Below are 18,661 nucleotides of genomic sequence, written 5' to 3'. Positions count from 1 at the left end.
ATCTTTAGGGTTTATTGAATAATCTGTACCAACTCATCAATAAAGTCGTCCAAATGGCAACCGCTCATCAACTTCTCATCAGCAGGCATTAAGGTAGAACGGAATACCAATCGTTGGTTTTCTGTGCCATCTTTTCGGAAACGCTTGCTATCAGATATGTAGGCTTGCATTAGGTTCAAACCTAAATCAGCGATCACCTGCTCGTATATCTTATACAAAGGCGATTTTTCTCTTCCATCTACCTGATTCCAAAACAAATGCACGCTTTTAATAGCACTTTCGGTATTCTTAGCAATGATATTGGAAAGTACCTCAGTAAAACTCAAAGTACTTTCAATCACCACTCTATCGGCAGTGATAGGTGAGAAAATGTGATGCATTTGTGCCAACAGGGTCAATATTCCTGCGGTATTTACTGTCCCTGGCATATCAAAAAGGATAACCTCTATAGGGAAAGGTGTCTCTGCAATGAGCTGTTGTGCCTTTTCAAGGGCTTCATTAGGCTTACATTGTATTATGGGATATGCCTTTTTGTTTAGCTCACTAAACTGTCTATGAGCAGCTTTCTTAAAATGCTCATTGTTCATCACTGTTTTGAGGTCTTGTTCTCGCATTCGGTGTAGGCTGTATTGTGGATAATCACAATCCATCACTGCTACATTGTAGCCCATTCGATAATGTAGCAAGCTGGCTACTAAGGTGGTAAAGGTACTTTTTCCTACCCCTCCTTTCTGGGTAGAAAAGCTAATGAATTTTGTCATAGATGTCATATATATGTGTTTAAATATGTTTGTAATTCAATAAGTATATAAGTGCATAGCTATTCAAATACAACTATCTGTAATTAGCCAATTATCTAACTACCTCTATAAGTAAGTATTTACTCACATAAGTAATTGACTAATTATCTAATTACTTGCGTATGTACATACTTCTGTAGCTTTATAGCTTTGTAGCTACATAGCTACCTAATTACATTTTTACTTTCGTACATACTTGCTTTGGTATGCGGGTGCAAAGGAACATATAAATATACATATAGCCTTATGTAGGGTTGTAAATGGCTTTGTAAGGAAGTGATTGGCTTTGTGTTATATACAAATCCTTTGCTAAGAAATCACTTGTTTTGCACCCTGAAATCACTTTACCCGCTCGTAGTGTTAATTTCTCTTTTTATGGCTAATTAAAATTCGACCGTTAGGGAGAATTTTCTGTTCACCCGAACAGAGCAAGTTGTGTTTTGAGGCACGCAGTAGCCGTATAGGCACCTCAAAACCACTTGCCCTTGCAGGGAGCTTAAAACACACTCCAAAGTCGTGGTTTTTTAATAATACTGAATTTATATGACCTTACAGAAAACAACTCACAAACACTCCACAGGTAGAAATAAAAAGATAAATCCTGCTTCTTTTAGATATGTTTTTCGATTGAATGAAAAAGAAAACAATCAGTTTCTCTCGCTTTTCGAGCAATCAGGAATGAAAGTCAAAGCACATTTTATCACTTCCTTGCTTTTTAACCGAGAGATAAAAGTGGTGAAAATTGATAAATCTGCTTTAGATTATTACACCAAACTTACTGAACTCTATGCGCAATTTCGTTCGGTAGGGGTCAATTACAATCAGATTGTAAAGATACTCTACCGTAATTTTTCGGAGAAGAAAGCGGCTGCTTACCTCTATAAATTGGAAAAAGAAACTACCCAAATGATTGCTATCTGCAAACAAATATTAGAGCTTTCGCAACAAATAGAGCAAAAACTAAAGTAGTTTTTAAGAAGAAAACAGCAAGTTATGATAGCAAAGATACATCGAGGAGCGCAGCTGTTAGGGGTACTTTTGTACAATCACAACAAGGTGGATAAAGGACAAGGAGAGGTATTATACTCTCAAAAAGTAATACAACCTCTGCAAGGAAATGTAGGCATTTCGGAAGTATCTCGTTCCTTTGCCCCTTATCTCTATGCCAACATAAGGACAGAAAAACCTATCCTACACATCTCCCTCAATCCCGATCCTAACGATAAGGTTAGTGATGAGAGCTTTGTAAAGTTGGCTACTGACTATATGCAACAAATGGGCTTTGGCGACCAACCTTTTGTGGTTTACAAACATTCGGATATCGAGCGCAAACATATTCACATTGTATCGCTGGGGATAGATGAGTATGGCAAGAAAATCTCTGATACTTTTGAAAAAATACGCTCAATGAAAGTATGCCGAGAGTTGGAAACGAAATACCAACTTATCCCTGCTATCACCAATGATTCACTGCTAACAGATGATGAGCTCTTGCCTTTGTCTAAATTAGTCCCCTTAGATTACCGACAAAACGACCTTAAAAAGCAACTGATTCATACTGTAAAACAATTGCTAAAACACTATCATTTTACCTCGTTAGGAACGTTCAACGCCTTGCTCAATCAGTTTAACATAGCGGTAGAAAAGGTAGAAGGCGAACTGCAAGGCGTTCCTAAAAAGGGCTTGGTGTATGTGGTATTGGATGAGAATGGTAACAAAGCAAGCCATCCTTTTAAAGCCTCCAAGCTCGGCAAAACACTGAGCTTACCTTATATCGAAAAACATTTACAAAAGGGACACGAATACCTAAAAGGACAAGACACCACTTCCTTAAAGGCACATATCACCTTTGCCAAAGAGACGGCTTATAGCAAACGTGAATTTGTTCAAGAACTAAAAGCAAAAGGGATAGAGGTTGTCTTTCGTGAAAACAAAGAAGGGAGAACCTACGGGGTAACCTTTATCGACCACAATAGTCGATGTGTGTATAATGGCTCTCAGCTGGGGAAGGAGTTTTCTGCCAATGTTTTTCATCAGTGGCTAAAATCGTTAGAAGAGCCTGCTACGGCTTTAACCTCTGAGGTAAATATGCCGTCTGTAACTCATTATGCAAGTAAAAATCACAACAATACTAATACTGTTGAAGAGGATACTTTCTCTGACACTTCTTGGACACATTACCAAGAGGATTTTGGTAAGGACTCAGCCTTAAATGCTTTTTTTACTCTTTTCTCTTTGGATGATCAGGGGGTAGATTACGAAGAAGAGGATTTTACCAGAAGAATGAAACGTGCTACTGCCAAACGGCGAAAAATGAAAAACAAATCTTAGGTGTGGCTAGTGAGCTGATATAGCTAAGTATAAAATATTGACAAACACTAAAAACAGAAACAAATATGCAAAATGATGATGATTTAAGAGCATTAGCCAAGATTATGGCTTTTATGCGTGCAGTAAGTATTCTCATAGTACTGATGCACCTCTATTGGTATTGTTATGGCTTTTTCCAAGGCGAAAAGTGGATATTAGCCGTAGTAGATAGAATCCTGACCAACTTCCAACGAACAGCAGGACTGTTCTCTCACCCGCTATACACCAAATGCTTTGCCCTCCTGCTCTTAGCTCTGAGCTGTTTGGGCACAACAGGCGTAAAGAACGACAAAATTACTTGGCGAAAGATTTACATCGCTCTGGGAATAGGAGCTACTCTTTACTTTGGTAACTTTTGGATTTTGTACTTGCGACTTCCTGCTTCAGTGGTTGCCTTTTTCTATATCCTTACCCTATCTTTGGGCTACATAGCGCTCCTTATGGCAGGTTCGTGGATGAGTCGCTTGCTAAAAGACAATCTTTTAGACGATGTTTTTAACAATGAAAACGAGTCGTTTATGCAGGAAACTCGACTGATGAAAAACGAGTATTCTGTGAATTTGCCTACTTTGTTCTACTACCGCAAGAAGTGGAACAAAGGCTGGATCAATGTGGTAAATCCTTTTCGGGCGACCATAGTGCTGGGGACTCCTGGTTCTGGTAAATCTTATGCTATTGTGAACAACTATATCAAACAGCAGATAGAAAAAGGCTTTGCAATGTATATCTACGACTTCAAGTTCGACGACCTCTCTACCATTGCCTATAATCATCTGCTAAAAAACTTAGACAAGTACAAGGTAAAACCCAAGTTCTATGTGATAAACTTTGATGATCCTCGCCGTAGTCATCGTTGTAACCCTATCAATCCCAACTTTATGAGTGATATTTCTGATGCTTATGAATCTGCTTATACGATTATGCTCAATCTCAACCGCTCGTGGATTCAAAAGCAAGGTGATTTCTTTGTAGAGTCGCCTATCATTCTATTGGCTGCTATTATTTGGTTTTTGAAGATTTACAAAGGTGGTAAGTACTGTACTTTTCCACACGCCATCGAGCTATTGAACAAGCCTTATGCTGATGTTTTTACTATTCTCACCTCGTATCCTGAACTTGAGAATTACCTATCGCCTTTTATGGATGCTTGGCAAGGTGGCGCACAAGACCAGCTACAAGGGCAGATAGCCAGTGCTAAAATTCCTCTCTCCCGAATGATTTCGCCTCAGCTCTATTGGGTGATGACAGGTGATGATTTTTCGTTGGATATCAATAACCCCAAAGAACCTAAAATCCTCTGTGTAGGCAACAATCCTGATAGGCAGAATATCTATTCGGCAGCTTTGGGTTTGTACAATTCACGTATTGTAAAGCTCATCAACAAGAAAGGACAGCTCAAATCCTCTGTGATTATTGACGAGTTGCCTACCATTTATTTCAGAGGCTTAGACAACTTGATAGCCACAGCCCGAAGCAATAAAGTAGCCGTTTGTTTGGGCTTTCAGGATTTCTCACAGCTTACCCGCGATTACGGAGATAAAGAGAGTAAAGTAATACAAAACACTGTAGGGAATATCTTTAGCGGACAAGTAGTAGGGGAAACTGCTAAAACTCTTTCTGAACGTTTTGGAAAGGTATTGCAGAAAAGGCAATCTACTACGATTAACCGCAATGATACTTCTACTTCTATATCTACGCAGTTGGATAGTCTTATCCCTGCCAGCAAGATTGCCAACCTCACCCAAGGGATGTTTGTAGGAGCTGTTTCTGATAATTTTGATGAGCGTATCGAGCAGAAGATATTCCACGCTCAGATAATAGTGGATAATGAGAAAGTAGCCGTTGAGACCAAAGCCTACCAAAAGATTCCCGAAGTTCTCTCCTTCACCGATGCCAACGGCAACGACACCACCAAAGAACAGGTAGAAGCCAATTACCGCCAAATAAAGTTAGATATCATTGAAATTATTGAACGCGAAAAAGAACGCATCACCAACGACCCTGAGCTAAGGCATTTGGTGGAGAAGGAGGGAGAATAAACAAAAAAGGCTATCCACTTAAATTTTTGGATAGCCTTTCTATATCTTACTTAGTTATATCTACACTCTCTAAGGTTATTCTTGCTGTTGGTACTGACTTTCCCAAACTGCCTCTTCTTCTCCCTCTCCCTTGCGACCTTCTAATTGTATCACAAAACTCTTTGATGGGAAGTAAGGAGTAATATGAATATCCAACCATACTCTGTCTTTCTGTTTTTTATCCTGCTGGATACGAATCACCTTGAACTTCTCTATCAGCCTTGTTGGTCCCTGTATGCTATCAAGGAACTTTACAATCTGTCTACGCAAATCATCCTCTGTCTTTGAAGAAAAGTTCTCAAATGCTCTGCGGTTCAAAAAGTCTATCAGTACTTTGGCGATATAGTCAAATACCCTTACTACTGAATAGGTCTGTAAGCCTAAATTATCTCCATTGAACAAGGTCTTTCCTGAGAAAGCCATTACCTTGCTGTACTCATTGACCATTGGTATCAAACCTATTTTCTCTAATTCTGAAATCTCACTCTTCTTTAAATCAAAGCGTACACTCTCTACTTCATTAATGCTGCCGAACTTCTTTCCTGCAACGACTTGTGCCATCAGTGTGTTGTAAATCTTTCCTGCTAAGGCTGATGATCCTGGTACATATAAGTGCTCATCTTCTCCTACTCTTGCATTCATCTCTCTACCCAAAAGCCAATTACAAGTCATCAGTGTATTAGACTTGTATACATCACCTCCTGAGTGATTCGCATTGAAGAATATATCAATCACATCATCTGCACTTTCCAAGTCTGCAAAGTCAGTAACCAACATCACTTTATTCTTATAGGCTATCTTTGACCATTTGTCCAAAACTGCGTTAGAACCTAAATAACCTGGCACTACCAAGATGGAATAGTTATTACGCAAGTCCAAGCGATCGTAATTTCTATCTAACTCACTGCTGATATGGTCAATAAATAGGGTGTTATCCAAATCCTTAAGCTGGCTTATATCGGCATTTACAATAGATATATTCTTTACTTTAGGACTTTCTGTATTCTTGTAGAACAGTGCTACTGAACGGTAAGACCGTTCTAATTCTTTTACTCTTTCAAGTGACTTTTTAAGGTTAAAGTTTAGCAACTGTTCCATCTGTTCTGCTTTGCTATTAGCAGCATCGCGCATTTGCTCTACATTATTACTGTTCTTAAGCAAGTCTAACCAAACACTTAATCTATTGATAAGGTTTTTTCTCTCTGATGACCATTGTTCATCAGTAAGGAATATATTACGGCGTGCCTTTCTGGCGGGATTAAGGTTTGAGTAACCATCAATGAGGTTCTCTAAAAAAGCAAAACCTCCAAACTCTTTGAGAGCATCTAAAGCAGATGCTGAGGTGGCGGTTTCTTGTTTTACTACGGTTGTGGTAGCAGTACTTCTCTGTGCTTGTAACTTATTATCTGCCATAATTATCCTATTTTATTATTGCCTTCAGACTTTTCTAATTCTTCTAACGACCCTTCTAATACCTTCATAAGAGCTTCTTTACTCTCTGGGTTAGCTAATATTTTAGCTAACAATTTATTAGAGGCTGCTTGTTTAGCAATTTTAATGTTCTGCTCTTTTTCTGTATTTAGGCGGTTCATAAGTTCACTGCCTTCTTGAAGTGATTTAGCGGCAAAGTCAGCGAGATTCTTAAACTCAACTTTCTCTTTTATCTCATTGCCTGCTTCATCTTGGAGTTCTAATTCCACAGAGGGTTTGAAGTGCTCAAACACTTCTTCCACTGTCTGCAAACCTTCTACTGTCTCAGGAGTTACAGGAGCTTCATCTGTGAGTTTCTGAACCATAAGGGTTCTGTTGGAGGGAATGTCTGCAATGGATTCATTTGCATCGACTTCTACCTCATTGCCACCGATACCATAGTTGTATAATGCCATAGATTTTCGCTTTTAATTGTTTAGGAGCAAAAGTAGTAAAATTTCTCTGTCCCACAAAATTATTTTTGAAATATTTTGCGGGGTGTTTTGTTAGTGGTTGATTTTTAGAGGGTTATGGTTATTTTTTTGTGATTAGTTTGATGAGTGGTGAGATATTAACAAACTTATGGGTATTCTAAACAATATAAATATCTTGAGGAGTATTTATGGGAACTCTTATAATTAAATTATTTGCATTTTTAGCTTCGATAAAATCATCTATAATTGTGATATTAATAATTGGATCTATATTATCCATAAATAGAAACCATATTAAATTACCAATGTTATCTTCTAATAAAATTATCCCATCGCCTCCCCAACTTCCTTCACCTCCCCCTACAGTATATTTATTATTACTGTTCCTTACTAATATTTCAAATTTTGTAACATAATCTACCGAGTTGTATAAAAAATAGCTCTCAACAGTTGTTTTACAAACAACTCTTATTGATACATTATTTTTTTCAATGACCAAAATATCCCCATTTGGAAAAAATATACCATTTATTAAAGGACATTTAAAATTATTTATTAGTTTAACAATATCCATACATTATTCTTATTTATCTTTATAAGTATTTTTTTTATTAGAAATAGATGATTTAAGAACAGGTTTTTCTTTTAATCCTTTATCAGGTACAATACCTCCTGCTGCAATATTTCTATCATCTTTGTATCTTTCTTTAAATTTATCCCACCAAGTATTTTTTTCAGAAAGAGGAAATAGTTCATCCGCTTCGACAGTGTTTATTTCAAGTGTATTAAGTCCAGCATTCTGAGCAGCTAATAATCTCCTGTTATCATAAGTAACCATCTGTCCATCAACAATGATTACATTTATTGGTTTATATTTAGAAGGATCAAACACTCTTATTTCAGATACTGTTCGCTGTGAATAATTAATGTCATTTGGATTAACGAATATAAGTTCCAACCCCAGCAAATCCACCCAAGCATTGGTATCCCCAACATACGCGAAAAAGTTAGGTTCTCCAGATAAGAATCCTATTGGGTCTTCACTTATATACCTCCCCGTCTCAGGGTGATAATACCTAAACCTATTGTAGCAAAGTTCTATCTCAGGATCGTAATATTGCCCTTGATACTTGAACGGACATCTAAAGTTTTCTTTAGCAAAACCTTGACGAGAGTTGCCATAGAGGTCTTGTTCGCGTTCCCATATTAGCGCGCCTTCTTGGTTGTAGGCTTCTATGGGGGTACCTAAGTGGTCGGTGATGATGGAGTAATGTTTGCCGTTGGTGATTTTTCCACAAGGCACAAAAGAGCCTGCTTCAAAAATCCAAGTGATGGGACTGTGCTCAGTACCTAAATCATATAAGCCCGTGCTATAATTGAACTCAAAGGTTTCTTTCCATTCGTGCAAGGGCACATTGCCACTCCACAAAAAGTGGGTGGTGGTGCGGCTAAAATGCTTGGTAAGGCGTCTGCCAAGAGCATCGTAGGTAAAGGTTACTTTTTGCTTGTCAGGGCGTTTTACCTCCTTGAGCATTCCAAAAGCATCCCACTTGTACTGCCAACACTCCTCCTTAGCACTAAACCAACCCCCGCCACCTTTGTACTTCTCTATAAGTTTGCCATCGTCATCGTATTTAAACGTCCAGCCGTGCCATTTCTTTAAGCGATTGCCTTTCCCGTATTCTATTCCTTGCCTGTCTTCTGTATTGAAGAGGTTGCCTGTCTTATCGCTCTTGCGCCATTGCTGGGTGTGGTCGCCAAAGGTAGCGTGCTGAAGGTGTCCCACAAGGTCGTAGTTGTAATGGGTAGTTCCAAACTTACTGTCGTTAGTTTGTTGCAGGCGATTGCCCACGCCCCAAGTATAACGCCGTTGGTGGCGTATCTTGTAGTCGGTGAGTGTCTGTTGGTCTATAAGCCTGCCTATATCATCATACTTAAAGGTCTGTCGTATCTTCCCTGGCAGGTGGCGTTCCAACTCAAAACCTAAGCTGTCGTACTGGTGGGTACTCTCCCATTGCACGCCCTCTTGCTCTACGCTCATCCTGCTGAGCTGTCCAAAGCTGTCGTGCTCGTATTGCAAGTTCGCTCCCTTGCTACTCTCAGTGCTGATGCGCTGCCCTAAGTTGTTATAACTATGGGTGATTTGCTCCCCATTGCAGTATTCCTTGGTGAGCAGTCCTAAGTTGTTGTAAGAGAATTTAAGCTCACTGTTGATATTCACTGCACGGGCGAGTTTTCCTGAGGGGTAGTACTCAAAGAACTGCGATAGCTCCTCATCGCTGCCGCGCATCCCTGAGACCATCTCCACTTTGGTTACACGCCCTACTTTGTCGTAGTTATAAGCTCTTTGTTTGCCACTGGGCAGCGTTTCTTCAATAACCCTACCTGCAAGGTCGCGTTTGTAGCGTCTTAGCTTTTCAGCAAAGTTCGTTTCCTCAATAACATTCCCTACCTTGTCAAGTTCAAAGTAATGCCGCTCTCTCTTTTCATTGAAGATAGCTGTGAGCTGTTCTTCAGTGTTGTAGTCGAACTTCATCGTACCTCTGTAGTCGGTACGCTTGCCGAGCTTCCACATCCCCTTGTAGCTGTAGCTTACCTCGTTGATATTGTCGCGGTAGTAGGTCAGGTTGTCAATAGGGTCGTAAGCGAGTTTGATTTCATTGCCGTCAAAGTCCTTTACCCGAATGACCCTATTAAGCGCGTCAAAGGTTCGCTCTTGCTTCACTCCTTTGGGGTTGGTAATAGCGGTGCATCGCCCCCATTTATCATACTCAAAATAACTGCGGTTGCCTCTGTTGTCGCTCACCTCTGTGATGTTGTGCTCGCTATCGTATTTGAGGGAGGTGGTATTGCCCAGCGGATCGGTGATGGTCTTCAAAAGTCCCTCTTGGTATTCCATTGTGGTAATAGCCCCCTCGGGATTGATGCGGGTAATGACATTCCCGTGCTTGTCGTACTTCCAACGCCATACCCCTCCGTTTAAGTCTTTAAACTTCGTAGGTAAGTGCCCTAATGGCAGTATTGGGTGCGGGTATTCGGTTTGGGTATTACCACCCTCGGGGTCGGTTGCCCTTAGCGTATTGCCGCGCTCGTCATAGTCGTAAAAGTAGGTACTGCCTAATTGGTCGGTATAGGCGATGAGCTGATTGTTGGCATCGTAACGCCAATGCTGTTCGCCTCCCTCAGCATCTACCTGCTTGTATACCAGCCCGCCTTTGTGATAATAGGTGGTGTCGTGTCCTAAGCTGTTGGTAACGATGGTTTTTCCCTCTAAGAAAGTCAGGCGGTGGTTGTAGAGGTCTTTATCACCCCACGTATGCACGCAGCGCGCACCCGTCTTATTACCATCATAAACAAAGTGCCACGTAAGCCCTGTACGCCATACCTCTTTGGTGAGCAGGTGATTGTCGTACTCAAAGTGCATACTATCGCCCGCAGCGTTGGTCTCTTTGATAAGGTTGCCCTCAGTATCGTACTCATAAATAGCGACTGTCAGTGCATTATCTTCTGGTTTGCTTTGGTACTCAGGGTGAGGGGCGATAATTTTGGTGATATGCCCCTTGCTATCGTTTTCAATCCGCAGGGTACGCTTGCAGCTATCGATGATCTTTTCAAGATGCCCACTGCGGTTGTAGAAGAAGTCAATGCTAAAATCGTTGTTGTCTACAATACGGCTTAGCAGTTGTTGTTGTTTGTATTTTTCTTTGGTAAAGTAGTAATATAGGTCTTCTTTGCGGTTCCAGATATAGTACTCTCCCTCAGCGGTGCAACGCGCTTCCATTTGCTCAGCGATATTAAGCACAGGGTGGTCGGCAGTGGGCAGCACAAAGGCAATAGGGCGACCATCACTCATTCTAAAAGTGAGGCTGTGCTCGTCTACCACGATAGCCATATCATAACTGTGATGCCAGCCATAGCCCAAAGGACCGCGATAGTCGCTTTGGCTGTAATAGATACGCTGCCACGAGAAGGGAATTACCCCTGAGAGGAAGAAGTCTTCCTCATCAGTAAAGAAAGTGCCATCTGCCACGTCCACAGGGTGCCCTGTAACGGTACAGATAGCCGTATGTAGTCTGTCTTTGAGTTTATCAGATTGGATATGCTTATTGACTATCCCGTGAAGTTTATCTGAGAGTTTTTTCTTTGCTTTCTTAAACAAACGCCCAAAAGAGGATTTTATCTTCCCACTAAAAAAAGAGATAGGGTTAAGAGGGATAGGCACGGGGTTGGTAAGCACCTGTTTGCTCATTGGTATGGGGTTAATCACTCCTGTGGGCAAATACACAGGAATTCCTGTAGGTACTTCCTTGTGTTTGGCTACTTGTCCAGCGGTATGGGGAGAGGGGATGCCTACATCACAGCAGTTCATATGCAAGTGTGCACCGCCACCCGAGAGCGGGTCGCCATCTGCCAGCACGTTGAGGCTACCCATATAGGCGTGTCCTTTGTTCTTTTGAATGCCTGCTGCCACAGCGTGAAAGCCTGCTCCCATAGGAACGTGAGGGATATTTATCGTTGGGGTACCTGCCACCACACGCGGTAGCCCTCCGATGAGCACGGATGCCCCCAGATTGCCCAGCTTCATCGTGAGCAGGGTATGGGCTAAGTTCACTGCTTTATTGAGGTTTAAGGCTTGTTGCTCCGCCTCTGTGGGGTTGTCAGGGTCTTCAACATCAGGTGCTTCTGGTGGGGGAGGAATAAGCGACAAGATTGCCGCCGAGAGAAAGTCCTTAGGACGCAAGAGGATACCCATATAGGGATGAGGCATCGGCACAGGGGCGGGTGATGGCGGAATATTGACAAAGTGGATGTCTATACCCAGCACAGGGCTTAGCTGTATTGCCACAGGCAGACATGCCATTCCTTTAAGTCCTAAACCGCTAAGGGCAGTTACCAAGGCAGATTCTACCACCCCGTCCACAGCTCCTGTTACCAGCCCAAAAGCCTGCACACCTGCATCCACAGCGTCCAACACATTTGCCACAGTCTTGGTCTCTCCACTAAGGTTCTTATTGGAGTTCATCTTGGCATTCTCTATCTTCAACTGGGATAGCCCTTCCACCTGCTGTCCAACAGTGGACTGCAAGTGGTCGCTGAAGTTATCGAAAAAACTGTGTGAGGTGTCGGACATAGTACTTTATTAAGGTGATTTACGAGGCAAAAGTACTAATTATTTTCTGATTATACAAAAAAATAGCTCATTTTATTTGCGAAGCTGTTTAAACTTTTTAGAGAAGTAAAAGTTCCCGAAAATTAGTAATTTTGTGTTTGAAAAAAAAGAACACCAAAATTCAGGAACTTTGGGCAAAGATACAATAAATAATTGGATTATTCCCTTTTTAAGTGTAGAAAATTTAATAAAGGAGAGCAACCAGATGTTTATTTTGATGAAGAATTGTACAAAAATAGGTTTAAAATTGAACAAGCAAATGGTTGGCTTGACGGATATAAAGGTTTGATAATGAGATATGAGTATCTTGATGTAACTTGGATTGGAATACTCCTATTAGGATTTATATCCAAGTTCCTCAAAAAAGTTTAAACACGTTTAACGTCTATTATTTTTATAGTTTTCAGCTATACATATTTTCAACAACTCAATATGGTCTATTACGTAACATCTCTATAATTTCCTGTTCAGTTACTTCATATATGTTCATAGGAATAGATATAGATATCTTATAAGAAGCTATTTGTTTTAAAAAATCACTATCAAATAACTCTAAGCTGAGAAAACTTTTTGTATAGTATATGTTTGTAACAAAACAAGCCTTTTCCATCCCCAAAGTATAGAAAATATCAAAATACTCTTTTATGAAATCAGAGAACCAAGAAAGATAACCTACTAATTTATCGTCATCTATATAAACTTTAGGATACGATAAACCAATACAACCAAAGCTATATTTTAATTCATCGTCATCTATATAAACTTTAGGATGCAATAAACGAATCAAACCAAAGTCATATTTTTCACCTGTTTTAGGGTTCTTATCATTTGGATGGATGATTTTCCCTATCTTAATCTTATTACCTAATATTTTAAGTATTTCATCTATTAATAACTCTGTTCCTAATATTTCTATGTTGATATAATAAGCAATCATATTTATTCTAATTTATCTCCTGTGTTTATCCATATATTTTTTTATTAGTCCTATGGTCTATTACGTAACATCTCTATAATTTCCTGTTCAGTTTCTTTATATATGTCCATAGGAATAGATATAGATATCTTATAAGAAGCTATTTGTTTTAAAAAATCACTATCAAATAAATCTAAGCTGAGAAAACTATCTGTATAGTATATGTTTGTAAAAAAACAAGCCTTTTCCATCCCCAAAGTATAGAAAATATCAAAATACTCTTTTATGAAATCAGATAACCAAGAAAGATAATCTACTAATTCATCGTCAGCTATATAAACTTTAGGATGCGATAAAGAAATACAACCAAAGCCATATTTTTCATCTCTTTTAGGCTTCTTATCATTTGGATGGATGATATACTCTATCTTAATCTTATTACCTAATATTTTAAGTATTTCATCTATTAATAACTCTGTTCCAAATATATCTATGCTGATATAATAAGCAATCATATTTATTCTAATTTATCTCCTGTGTTTATCTATATATTTTTTTTATTAGTCCTATGGTCTATTACGTAACATCTCTATAATTTCCTGTTCAGTTTCTTTATATATGTTCATAGGAATAGATATAGATATCTTATAAGAAGCTATTTGTTTTAAAAAATCACTATCAAATAACTCTAAGCTGAGAAAACTATCTGTATAGTATATGTTTGTATAAAACCAAACCTCTTCCATCCCCAAAGTATAGAAAATATCAAAATACTCTTTTATGAAATCAGATAACCAAGAAAGATAATCTACTAATTCATCGTCAGCTATATAAACTTTAGGATGCGATAAAGAAATACAACCAAAGCCATATTTTTCATCTCTTTTAGGGTTCTTATCATTTGGATGGATGATATTCCCTATCTTAATCTTATTACCTAATATTTTAAGTATTTCATCTATTAATAACTCTGTTCCAAATATTTCTATGTTGATATAATAAGCAATCATATTTATTCTAATTTATCTCCTGTGTTTATCCATATTTTTTTTTGATTAGTCTTTAAGTAAATATCATTTGTATCTTTATCTATGTGAAAATCTGCATTAGTATCTCCTTTCATTTCTTTCTTAAAATTTCCTAAATAATCTGATTTTGCATTAGTTTTGTGCCATTTTTCATCACCAAAAAAACGAGCTATTTCTTCATCAGTCATTTCTCTAGTGTTTGCATAAATACTCCCCCCCAATCCCAGCACATCCACCCACGCATTGGTATCACTTACATACGCGAAAAAGTTAGGCTCCCCAGATAAGAATCTTATCGGGTCTTCACTTATATACCTACCCGTTTCAGGGTGATAATACCTAAACCTATTGTAGCAAAGTTCTATCTCAGGATCGTAATATTGTCCTTGGTACTTGAATGGACACCTGAAGTTTTCTTTTGCAAAACCTTGTCGGGAGTTGCCATAGAGGTCTTGTTCGCGTTCCCATATTAGCGCGCCTTCTTGGTTGTAGGCTTCTATGGGGGTACCTAAGTGGTCGGTGATGATGGAGTAATGTTTGCCGTTGGTGATTTTTCCACAAGGCACAAAAGAGCCTGCTTCAAAAATCCAAGTGATGGGACTGTGCTCAGTACCTAAATCATATAAGCCCGTGCTATAATTGAACTCAAAGGTTTCTTTCCATTCGTGCAAGGGCACATTGCCACTCCACAAAAAGTGGGTGGTGGTGCGGCTAAAATGCTTGGTAAGGCGTCTGCCAAGAGCATCGTAGGTAAAGGTTACTTTTTGCTTGTCAGGGCGTTTTACCTCCTTGAGCATTCCAAAAGCATCCCACTTGTACTGCCAACACTCCTCCTTAGCACTAAACCAACCCCCGCCACCTTTGTACTTCTCTATAAGTTTGCCATCGTCATCGTATTTAAACGTCCAGCCGTGCCATTTCTTTAAGCGATTGCCTTTCCCGTATTCTATTCCTTGCCTGTCTTCTGTATTGAAGAGGTTGCCTGTCTTATCGCTCTTGCGCCATTGCTGGGTGTGGTCGCCAAAGGTAGCGTGCTGAAGGTGTCCCACAAGGTCGTAGTTGTAATGGGTAGTTCCAAACTTACTGTCGTTAGTTTGTTGCAGGCGATTGCCCACGCCCCAAGTATAACGCCGTTGGTGGCGTATCTTGTAGTCGGTGAGTGTCTGTTGGTCTATAAGCCTGCCTATATCATCATACTTAAAGGTCTGTCGTATCTTCCCTGGCAGGTGGCGTTCCAACTCAAAACCTAAGCTGTCGTACTGGTGGGTACTCTCCCATTGCACGCCCTCTTGCTCTACGCTCATCCTGCTGAGCTGTCCAAAGCTGTCGTGCTCGTATTGCAAGTTCGCTCCCTTGCTACTCTCAGTGCTGATGCGCTGCCCTAAGTTGTTATAACTATGGGTGATTTGCTCCCCATTGCAGTATTCCTTGGTGAGCAGTCCTAAGTTGTTGTAAGAGAATTTAAGCTCACTGTTGATATTCACTGCACGGGCGAGTTTTCCTGAGGGGTAGTACTCAAAGAACTGCGATAGCTCCTCATCGCTGCCGCGCATCCCTGAGACCATCTCCACTTTGGTTACACGCCCTACTTTGTCGTAGTTATAAGCTCTTTGTTTGCCACTGGGCAGCGTTTCTTCAATAACCCTACCTGCAAGGTCGCGTTTGTAGCGTCTTAGCTTTTCAGCAAAGTTCGTTTCCTCAATAACATTCCCTACCTTGTCAAGTTCAAAGTAATGCCGCTCTCTCTTTTCATTGAAGATAGCTGTGAGCTGTTCTTCAGTGTTGTAGTCGAACTTCATCGTACCTCTGTAGTCGGTACGCTTGCCGAGCTTCCACATCCCCTTGTAGCTGTAGCTTACCTCGTTGATATTGTCGCGGTAGTAGGTCAGGTTGTCAATAGGGTCGTAAGCGAGTTTGATTTCATTGCCGTCAAAGTCCTTTACCCGAATGACCCTATTAAGCGCGTCAAAGGTTCGCTCTTGCTTCGCTCCTTTGGGGTTGGTAATAGCGGTGCATCGCCCCCATTTATCATACTCAAAATAACTGCGGTTGCCTCTGTTGTCGCTCACCTCTGTGATGTTGTGCTCGCTATCGTATTTGAGGGAGGTGGTATTGCCCAGCGGATCGGTGATGGTCTTCAAAAGTCCCTCTTGGTATTCCATTGTGGTAATAGCCCCCTCGGGATTGATGCGGGTAATGACATTCCCGTGCTTGTCGTACTTCCAACGCCATACCCCTCCGTTTAAGTCTTTAAACTTCGTAGGTAAGTGCCCTAATGGCAGTATTGGGTGCGGGTATTCGGTTTGGGTATTACCACCCTCGGGGTCGGTTGCCCTTAGCGTATTGCCGCGCTCGTCATAGTCGTAAAAGTAGGTACTGCCTAATTGGTCGGTATAGGCGATGAGCTGATTGTTGGCATCGTAACGCCAATGCTGTTCGCCTCCCTCAGCATCTACCTGCTTGTATACCAGCCCGCCTTTGTGATAATAGGTGGTGTCGTGTCCTAAGCTGTTGGTAACGATGGTTTTTCCCTCTAAGAAAGTCAGGCGGTGGTTGTAGAGGTCTTTATCACCCCACGTATGCACGCAGCGCGCACCCGTCTTATTACCATCATAAACAAAGTGCCACGTAAGCCCTGTACGCCATACCTCTTTGGTGAGCAGGTGATTGTCGTACTCAAAGTGCATACTATCGCCCGCAGCGTTGGTCTCTTTGATAAGGTTGCCCTCAGTATCGTACTCATAAATAGCGACTGTCAGTGCATTATCTTCTGGTTTGCTTTGGTACTCAGGGTGAGGGGCGATAATTTTGGTGATATGCCCCTTGCTATCGTTTTCAATCCGCAGGGTACGCTTGCAGCTATCGATGATCTTTTCAAGATGCCCACTGCGGTTGTAGAAGAAGTCAATGCTAAAATCGTTGTTGTCTACAATACGGCTTAGCAGTTGTTGTTGTTTGTATTTTTCTTTGGTAAAGTAGTAATATAGGTCTTCTTTGCGGTTCCAGATATAGTACTCTCCCTCAGCGGTGCAACGCGCTTCCATTTGCTCAGCGATATTAAGCACAGGGTGGTCGGCAGTGGGCAGCACAAAGGCAATAGGGCGACCATCACTCATTCTAAAAGTGAGGCTGTGCTCGTCTACCACGATAGCCATATCATAACTGTGATGCCAGCCATAGCCCAAAGGACCGCGATAGTCGCTTTGGCTGTAATAGATACGCTGCCACGAGAAGGGAATTACCCCTGAGAGGAAGAAGTCTTCCTCATCAGTAAAGAAAGTGCCATCTGCCACGTCCACAGGGTGCCCTGTAACGGTACAGATAGCCGTATGTAGTCTGTCTTTGAGTTTATCAGATTGGATATGCTTATTGACTATCCCGTGAAGTTTATCTGAGAGTTTTTTCTTTGCTTTCTTAAACAAACGCCCAAAAGAGGATTTTATCTTCCCACTAAAAAAAGAGATAGGGTTAAGAGGGATAGGCACGGGGTTGGTAAGCACCTGTTTGCTCATTGGTATGGGGTTAATCACTCCTGTGGGCAAATACACAGGAATTCCTGTAGGTACTTCCTTGTGTTTGGCTACTTGTCCAGCGGTATGGGGAGAGGGGATGCCTACATCACAGCAGTTCATATGCAAGTGTGCACCGCCACCCGAGAGCGGGTCGCCATCTGCCAGCACGTTGAGGCTACCCATATAGGCGTGTCCTTTGTTCTTTTGAATGCCTGCTGCCACAGCGTGAAAGCCTGCTCCCATAGGAACGTGAGGGATATTTATCGTTGGGGTACCTGCCACCACACGCGGTAGCCCTCCGATGAGCACGGATGCCCCCAGATTGCCCAGCTTCATCGTGAGCAGGGTATGGGCTAAGTTCACTGCTTTATTGAGGTTTAAGGCTTGTTGCTCCGCCTCTGTGGGGTTGTCAGGGTCTTCAACATCAGGTGCTTCTGGTGGGGGAGGAATAAGCGACAAGATTGCCGCCGAGAGAAAGTCCTTAGGACGCAAGAGGATACCCATATAGGGATGAGGCATCGGCACAGGGGCGGGTGATGGCGGAATATTGACAAAGTGGATGTCTATACCCAGCACAGGGCTTAGCTGTATTGCCACAGGCAGACATGCCATTCCTTTAAGTCCTAAACCGCTAAGGGCAGTTACCAAGGCAGATTCTACCACCCCGTCCACAGCTCCTGTTACCAGCCCAAAAGCCTGCACACCTGCATCCACAGCGTCCAACACATTTGCCACAGTCTTGGTCTCTCCACTAAGGTTCTTATTGGAGTTCATCTTGGCATTCTCTATCTTCAGCTGGGAAAGCCCCTGCGCCTGCTGTCCAAGAGTGGATTGCAAGTGGTCGCTGAAGTTATCGAAAAAACTGTGGTCTGTCTCTGCCATT

The 18,661-nt window shown here is 41.2% G+C and carries 13 protein-coding genes; 4 read left to right on the top strand and 9 right to left on the bottom strand.

Features of this window, described 5'->3' with window-relative positions; genetic code table 11:
- Positions 1 to 11: 11 nt before the first annotated feature.
- Entirely contained in the window at positions 12 to 770 is a 759-nt protein-coding gene (locus C4H12_RS06990; protein ID WP_016421267.1) for a ParA family protein, read from the bottom strand.
- Positions 771 to 1,343: 573 nt separating this feature from the next.
- On the opposite strand from C4H12_RS06990, the gene mobA reads away from it, so the two are divergent.
- The 3 genes from mobA to mobC all read left to right on the top strand — a co-directional run bounded on the left by mobA (position 1,344) and on the right by mobC (position 5,209).
- Positions 1,344 to 1,769, top strand: coding sequence for a conjugal transfer protein MobA (mobA, locus tag C4H12_RS06985; protein ID WP_106098280.1), 426 nt, complete (start codon positions 1,344 to 1,346; stop codon positions 1,767 to 1,769).
- 24 nt (positions 1,770 to 1,793) lie between these two features.
- A complete protein-coding gene (mobB, locus tag C4H12_RS06980; RefSeq protein ID WP_106098279.1) occupies positions 1,794 to 3,131 on the top strand; it encodes a conjugal transfer protein MobB in 1,338 nt (445 codons plus the stop codon).
- A gap of 65 nt (positions 3,132 to 3,196) precedes the next feature.
- A complete protein-coding gene (gene mobC, locus C4H12_RS06975) occupies positions 3,197 to 5,209 on the top strand; it encodes a conjugal transfer protein MobC (protein WP_106098278.1) in 2,013 nt (670 codons plus the stop codon).
- A gap of 75 nt (positions 5,210 to 5,284) precedes the next feature.
- Here the strand turns inward: mobC and C4H12_RS06970 are convergent, their stop codons facing one another.
- From C4H12_RS06970 to C4H12_RS06955, 4 genes are all read right to left on the bottom strand, one after another.
- Positions 5,285 to 6,661 carry a DUF5458 family protein gene (locus C4H12_RS06970; RefSeq protein ID WP_106098277.1) on the bottom strand — a complete coding sequence of 459 codons (1,377 nt, stop codon included), beginning with the start codon at positions 6,659 to 6,661 and terminating at the stop codon, positions 5,285 to 5,287.
- A 2-nt stretch (positions 6,662 to 6,663) separates the two neighbouring features.
- A complete protein-coding gene (locus C4H12_RS06965) occupies positions 6,664 to 7,134 on the bottom strand; it encodes a hypothetical protein (RefSeq protein ID WP_106098276.1) in 471 nt (156 codons plus the stop codon).
- A gap of 175 nt (positions 7,135 to 7,309) precedes the next feature.
- Complete coding sequence (locus C4H12_RS06960) at positions 7,310 to 7,726, bottom strand: hypothetical protein (RefSeq protein ID WP_106098275.1); 417 nt, start codon at positions 7,724 to 7,726, stop codon at positions 7,310 to 7,312.
- Between the two features lie 9 nt (positions 7,727 to 7,735).
- The gene (locus C4H12_RS06955) at positions 7,736 to 12,283 is read right to left on the bottom strand and encodes a DUF6531 domain-containing protein (protein WP_106098274.1); all 4,548 of its coding nucleotides are present in this window, start codon (positions 12,281 to 12,283) and stop codon (positions 7,736 to 7,738) included.
- Positions 12,284 to 12,416: 133 nt separating this feature from the next.
- Here C4H12_RS06955 and C4H12_RS13755 point away from each other — a divergent pair, with 133 nt between their 5' ends.
- Positions 12,417 to 12,611 (top strand): hypothetical protein, encoded by a 195-nt coding sequence (locus C4H12_RS13755; RefSeq protein ID WP_174688410.1) that lies wholly within the window; start codon positions 12,417 to 12,419, stop codon positions 12,609 to 12,611.
- A 138-nt stretch (positions 12,612 to 12,749) separates the two neighbouring features.
- Here C4H12_RS13755 and C4H12_RS06945 read toward each other — a convergent pair whose 3' ends face one another.
- From C4H12_RS06945 to C4H12_RS06930, 4 genes are read right to left on the bottom strand one after another with little or no spacing between them, the layout of a single operon-like run.
- Positions 12,750 to 13,259 (bottom strand): hypothetical protein, encoded by a 510-nt coding sequence (locus tag C4H12_RS06945; RefSeq protein ID WP_106098273.1) that lies wholly within the window; start codon positions 13,257 to 13,259, stop codon positions 12,750 to 12,752.
- A gap of 50 nt (positions 13,260 to 13,309) precedes the next feature.
- Positions 13,310 to 13,753, bottom strand: coding sequence for a hypothetical protein (locus tag C4H12_RS06940; protein WP_106098272.1), 444 nt, complete (start codon positions 13,751 to 13,753; stop codon positions 13,310 to 13,312).
- A 51-nt stretch (positions 13,754 to 13,804) separates the two neighbouring features.
- On the bottom strand, positions 13,805 to 14,248 hold the full coding sequence (locus C4H12_RS06935) for a hypothetical protein (protein WP_106098271.1): 444 nt from the start codon (positions 14,246 to 14,248) through the stop codon (positions 13,805 to 13,807).
- A 2-nt stretch (positions 14,249 to 14,250) separates the two neighbouring features.
- Complete coding sequence (locus C4H12_RS06930) at positions 14,251 to 18,660, bottom strand: DUF6531 domain-containing protein (RefSeq protein ID WP_106098270.1); 4,410 nt, start codon at positions 18,658 to 18,660, stop codon at positions 14,251 to 14,253.
- Between the last annotated feature and the right edge of the window lies 1 nt (position 18,661).

Source organism: Capnocytophaga sp. oral taxon 878, assembly GCF_002999135.1.
Classification (GTDB): Bacteria; Bacteroidota; Bacteroidia; order Flavobacteriales; family Flavobacteriaceae; genus Capnocytophaga.
This window is presented reverse-complemented; position numbering and strand designations above follow the sequence as displayed.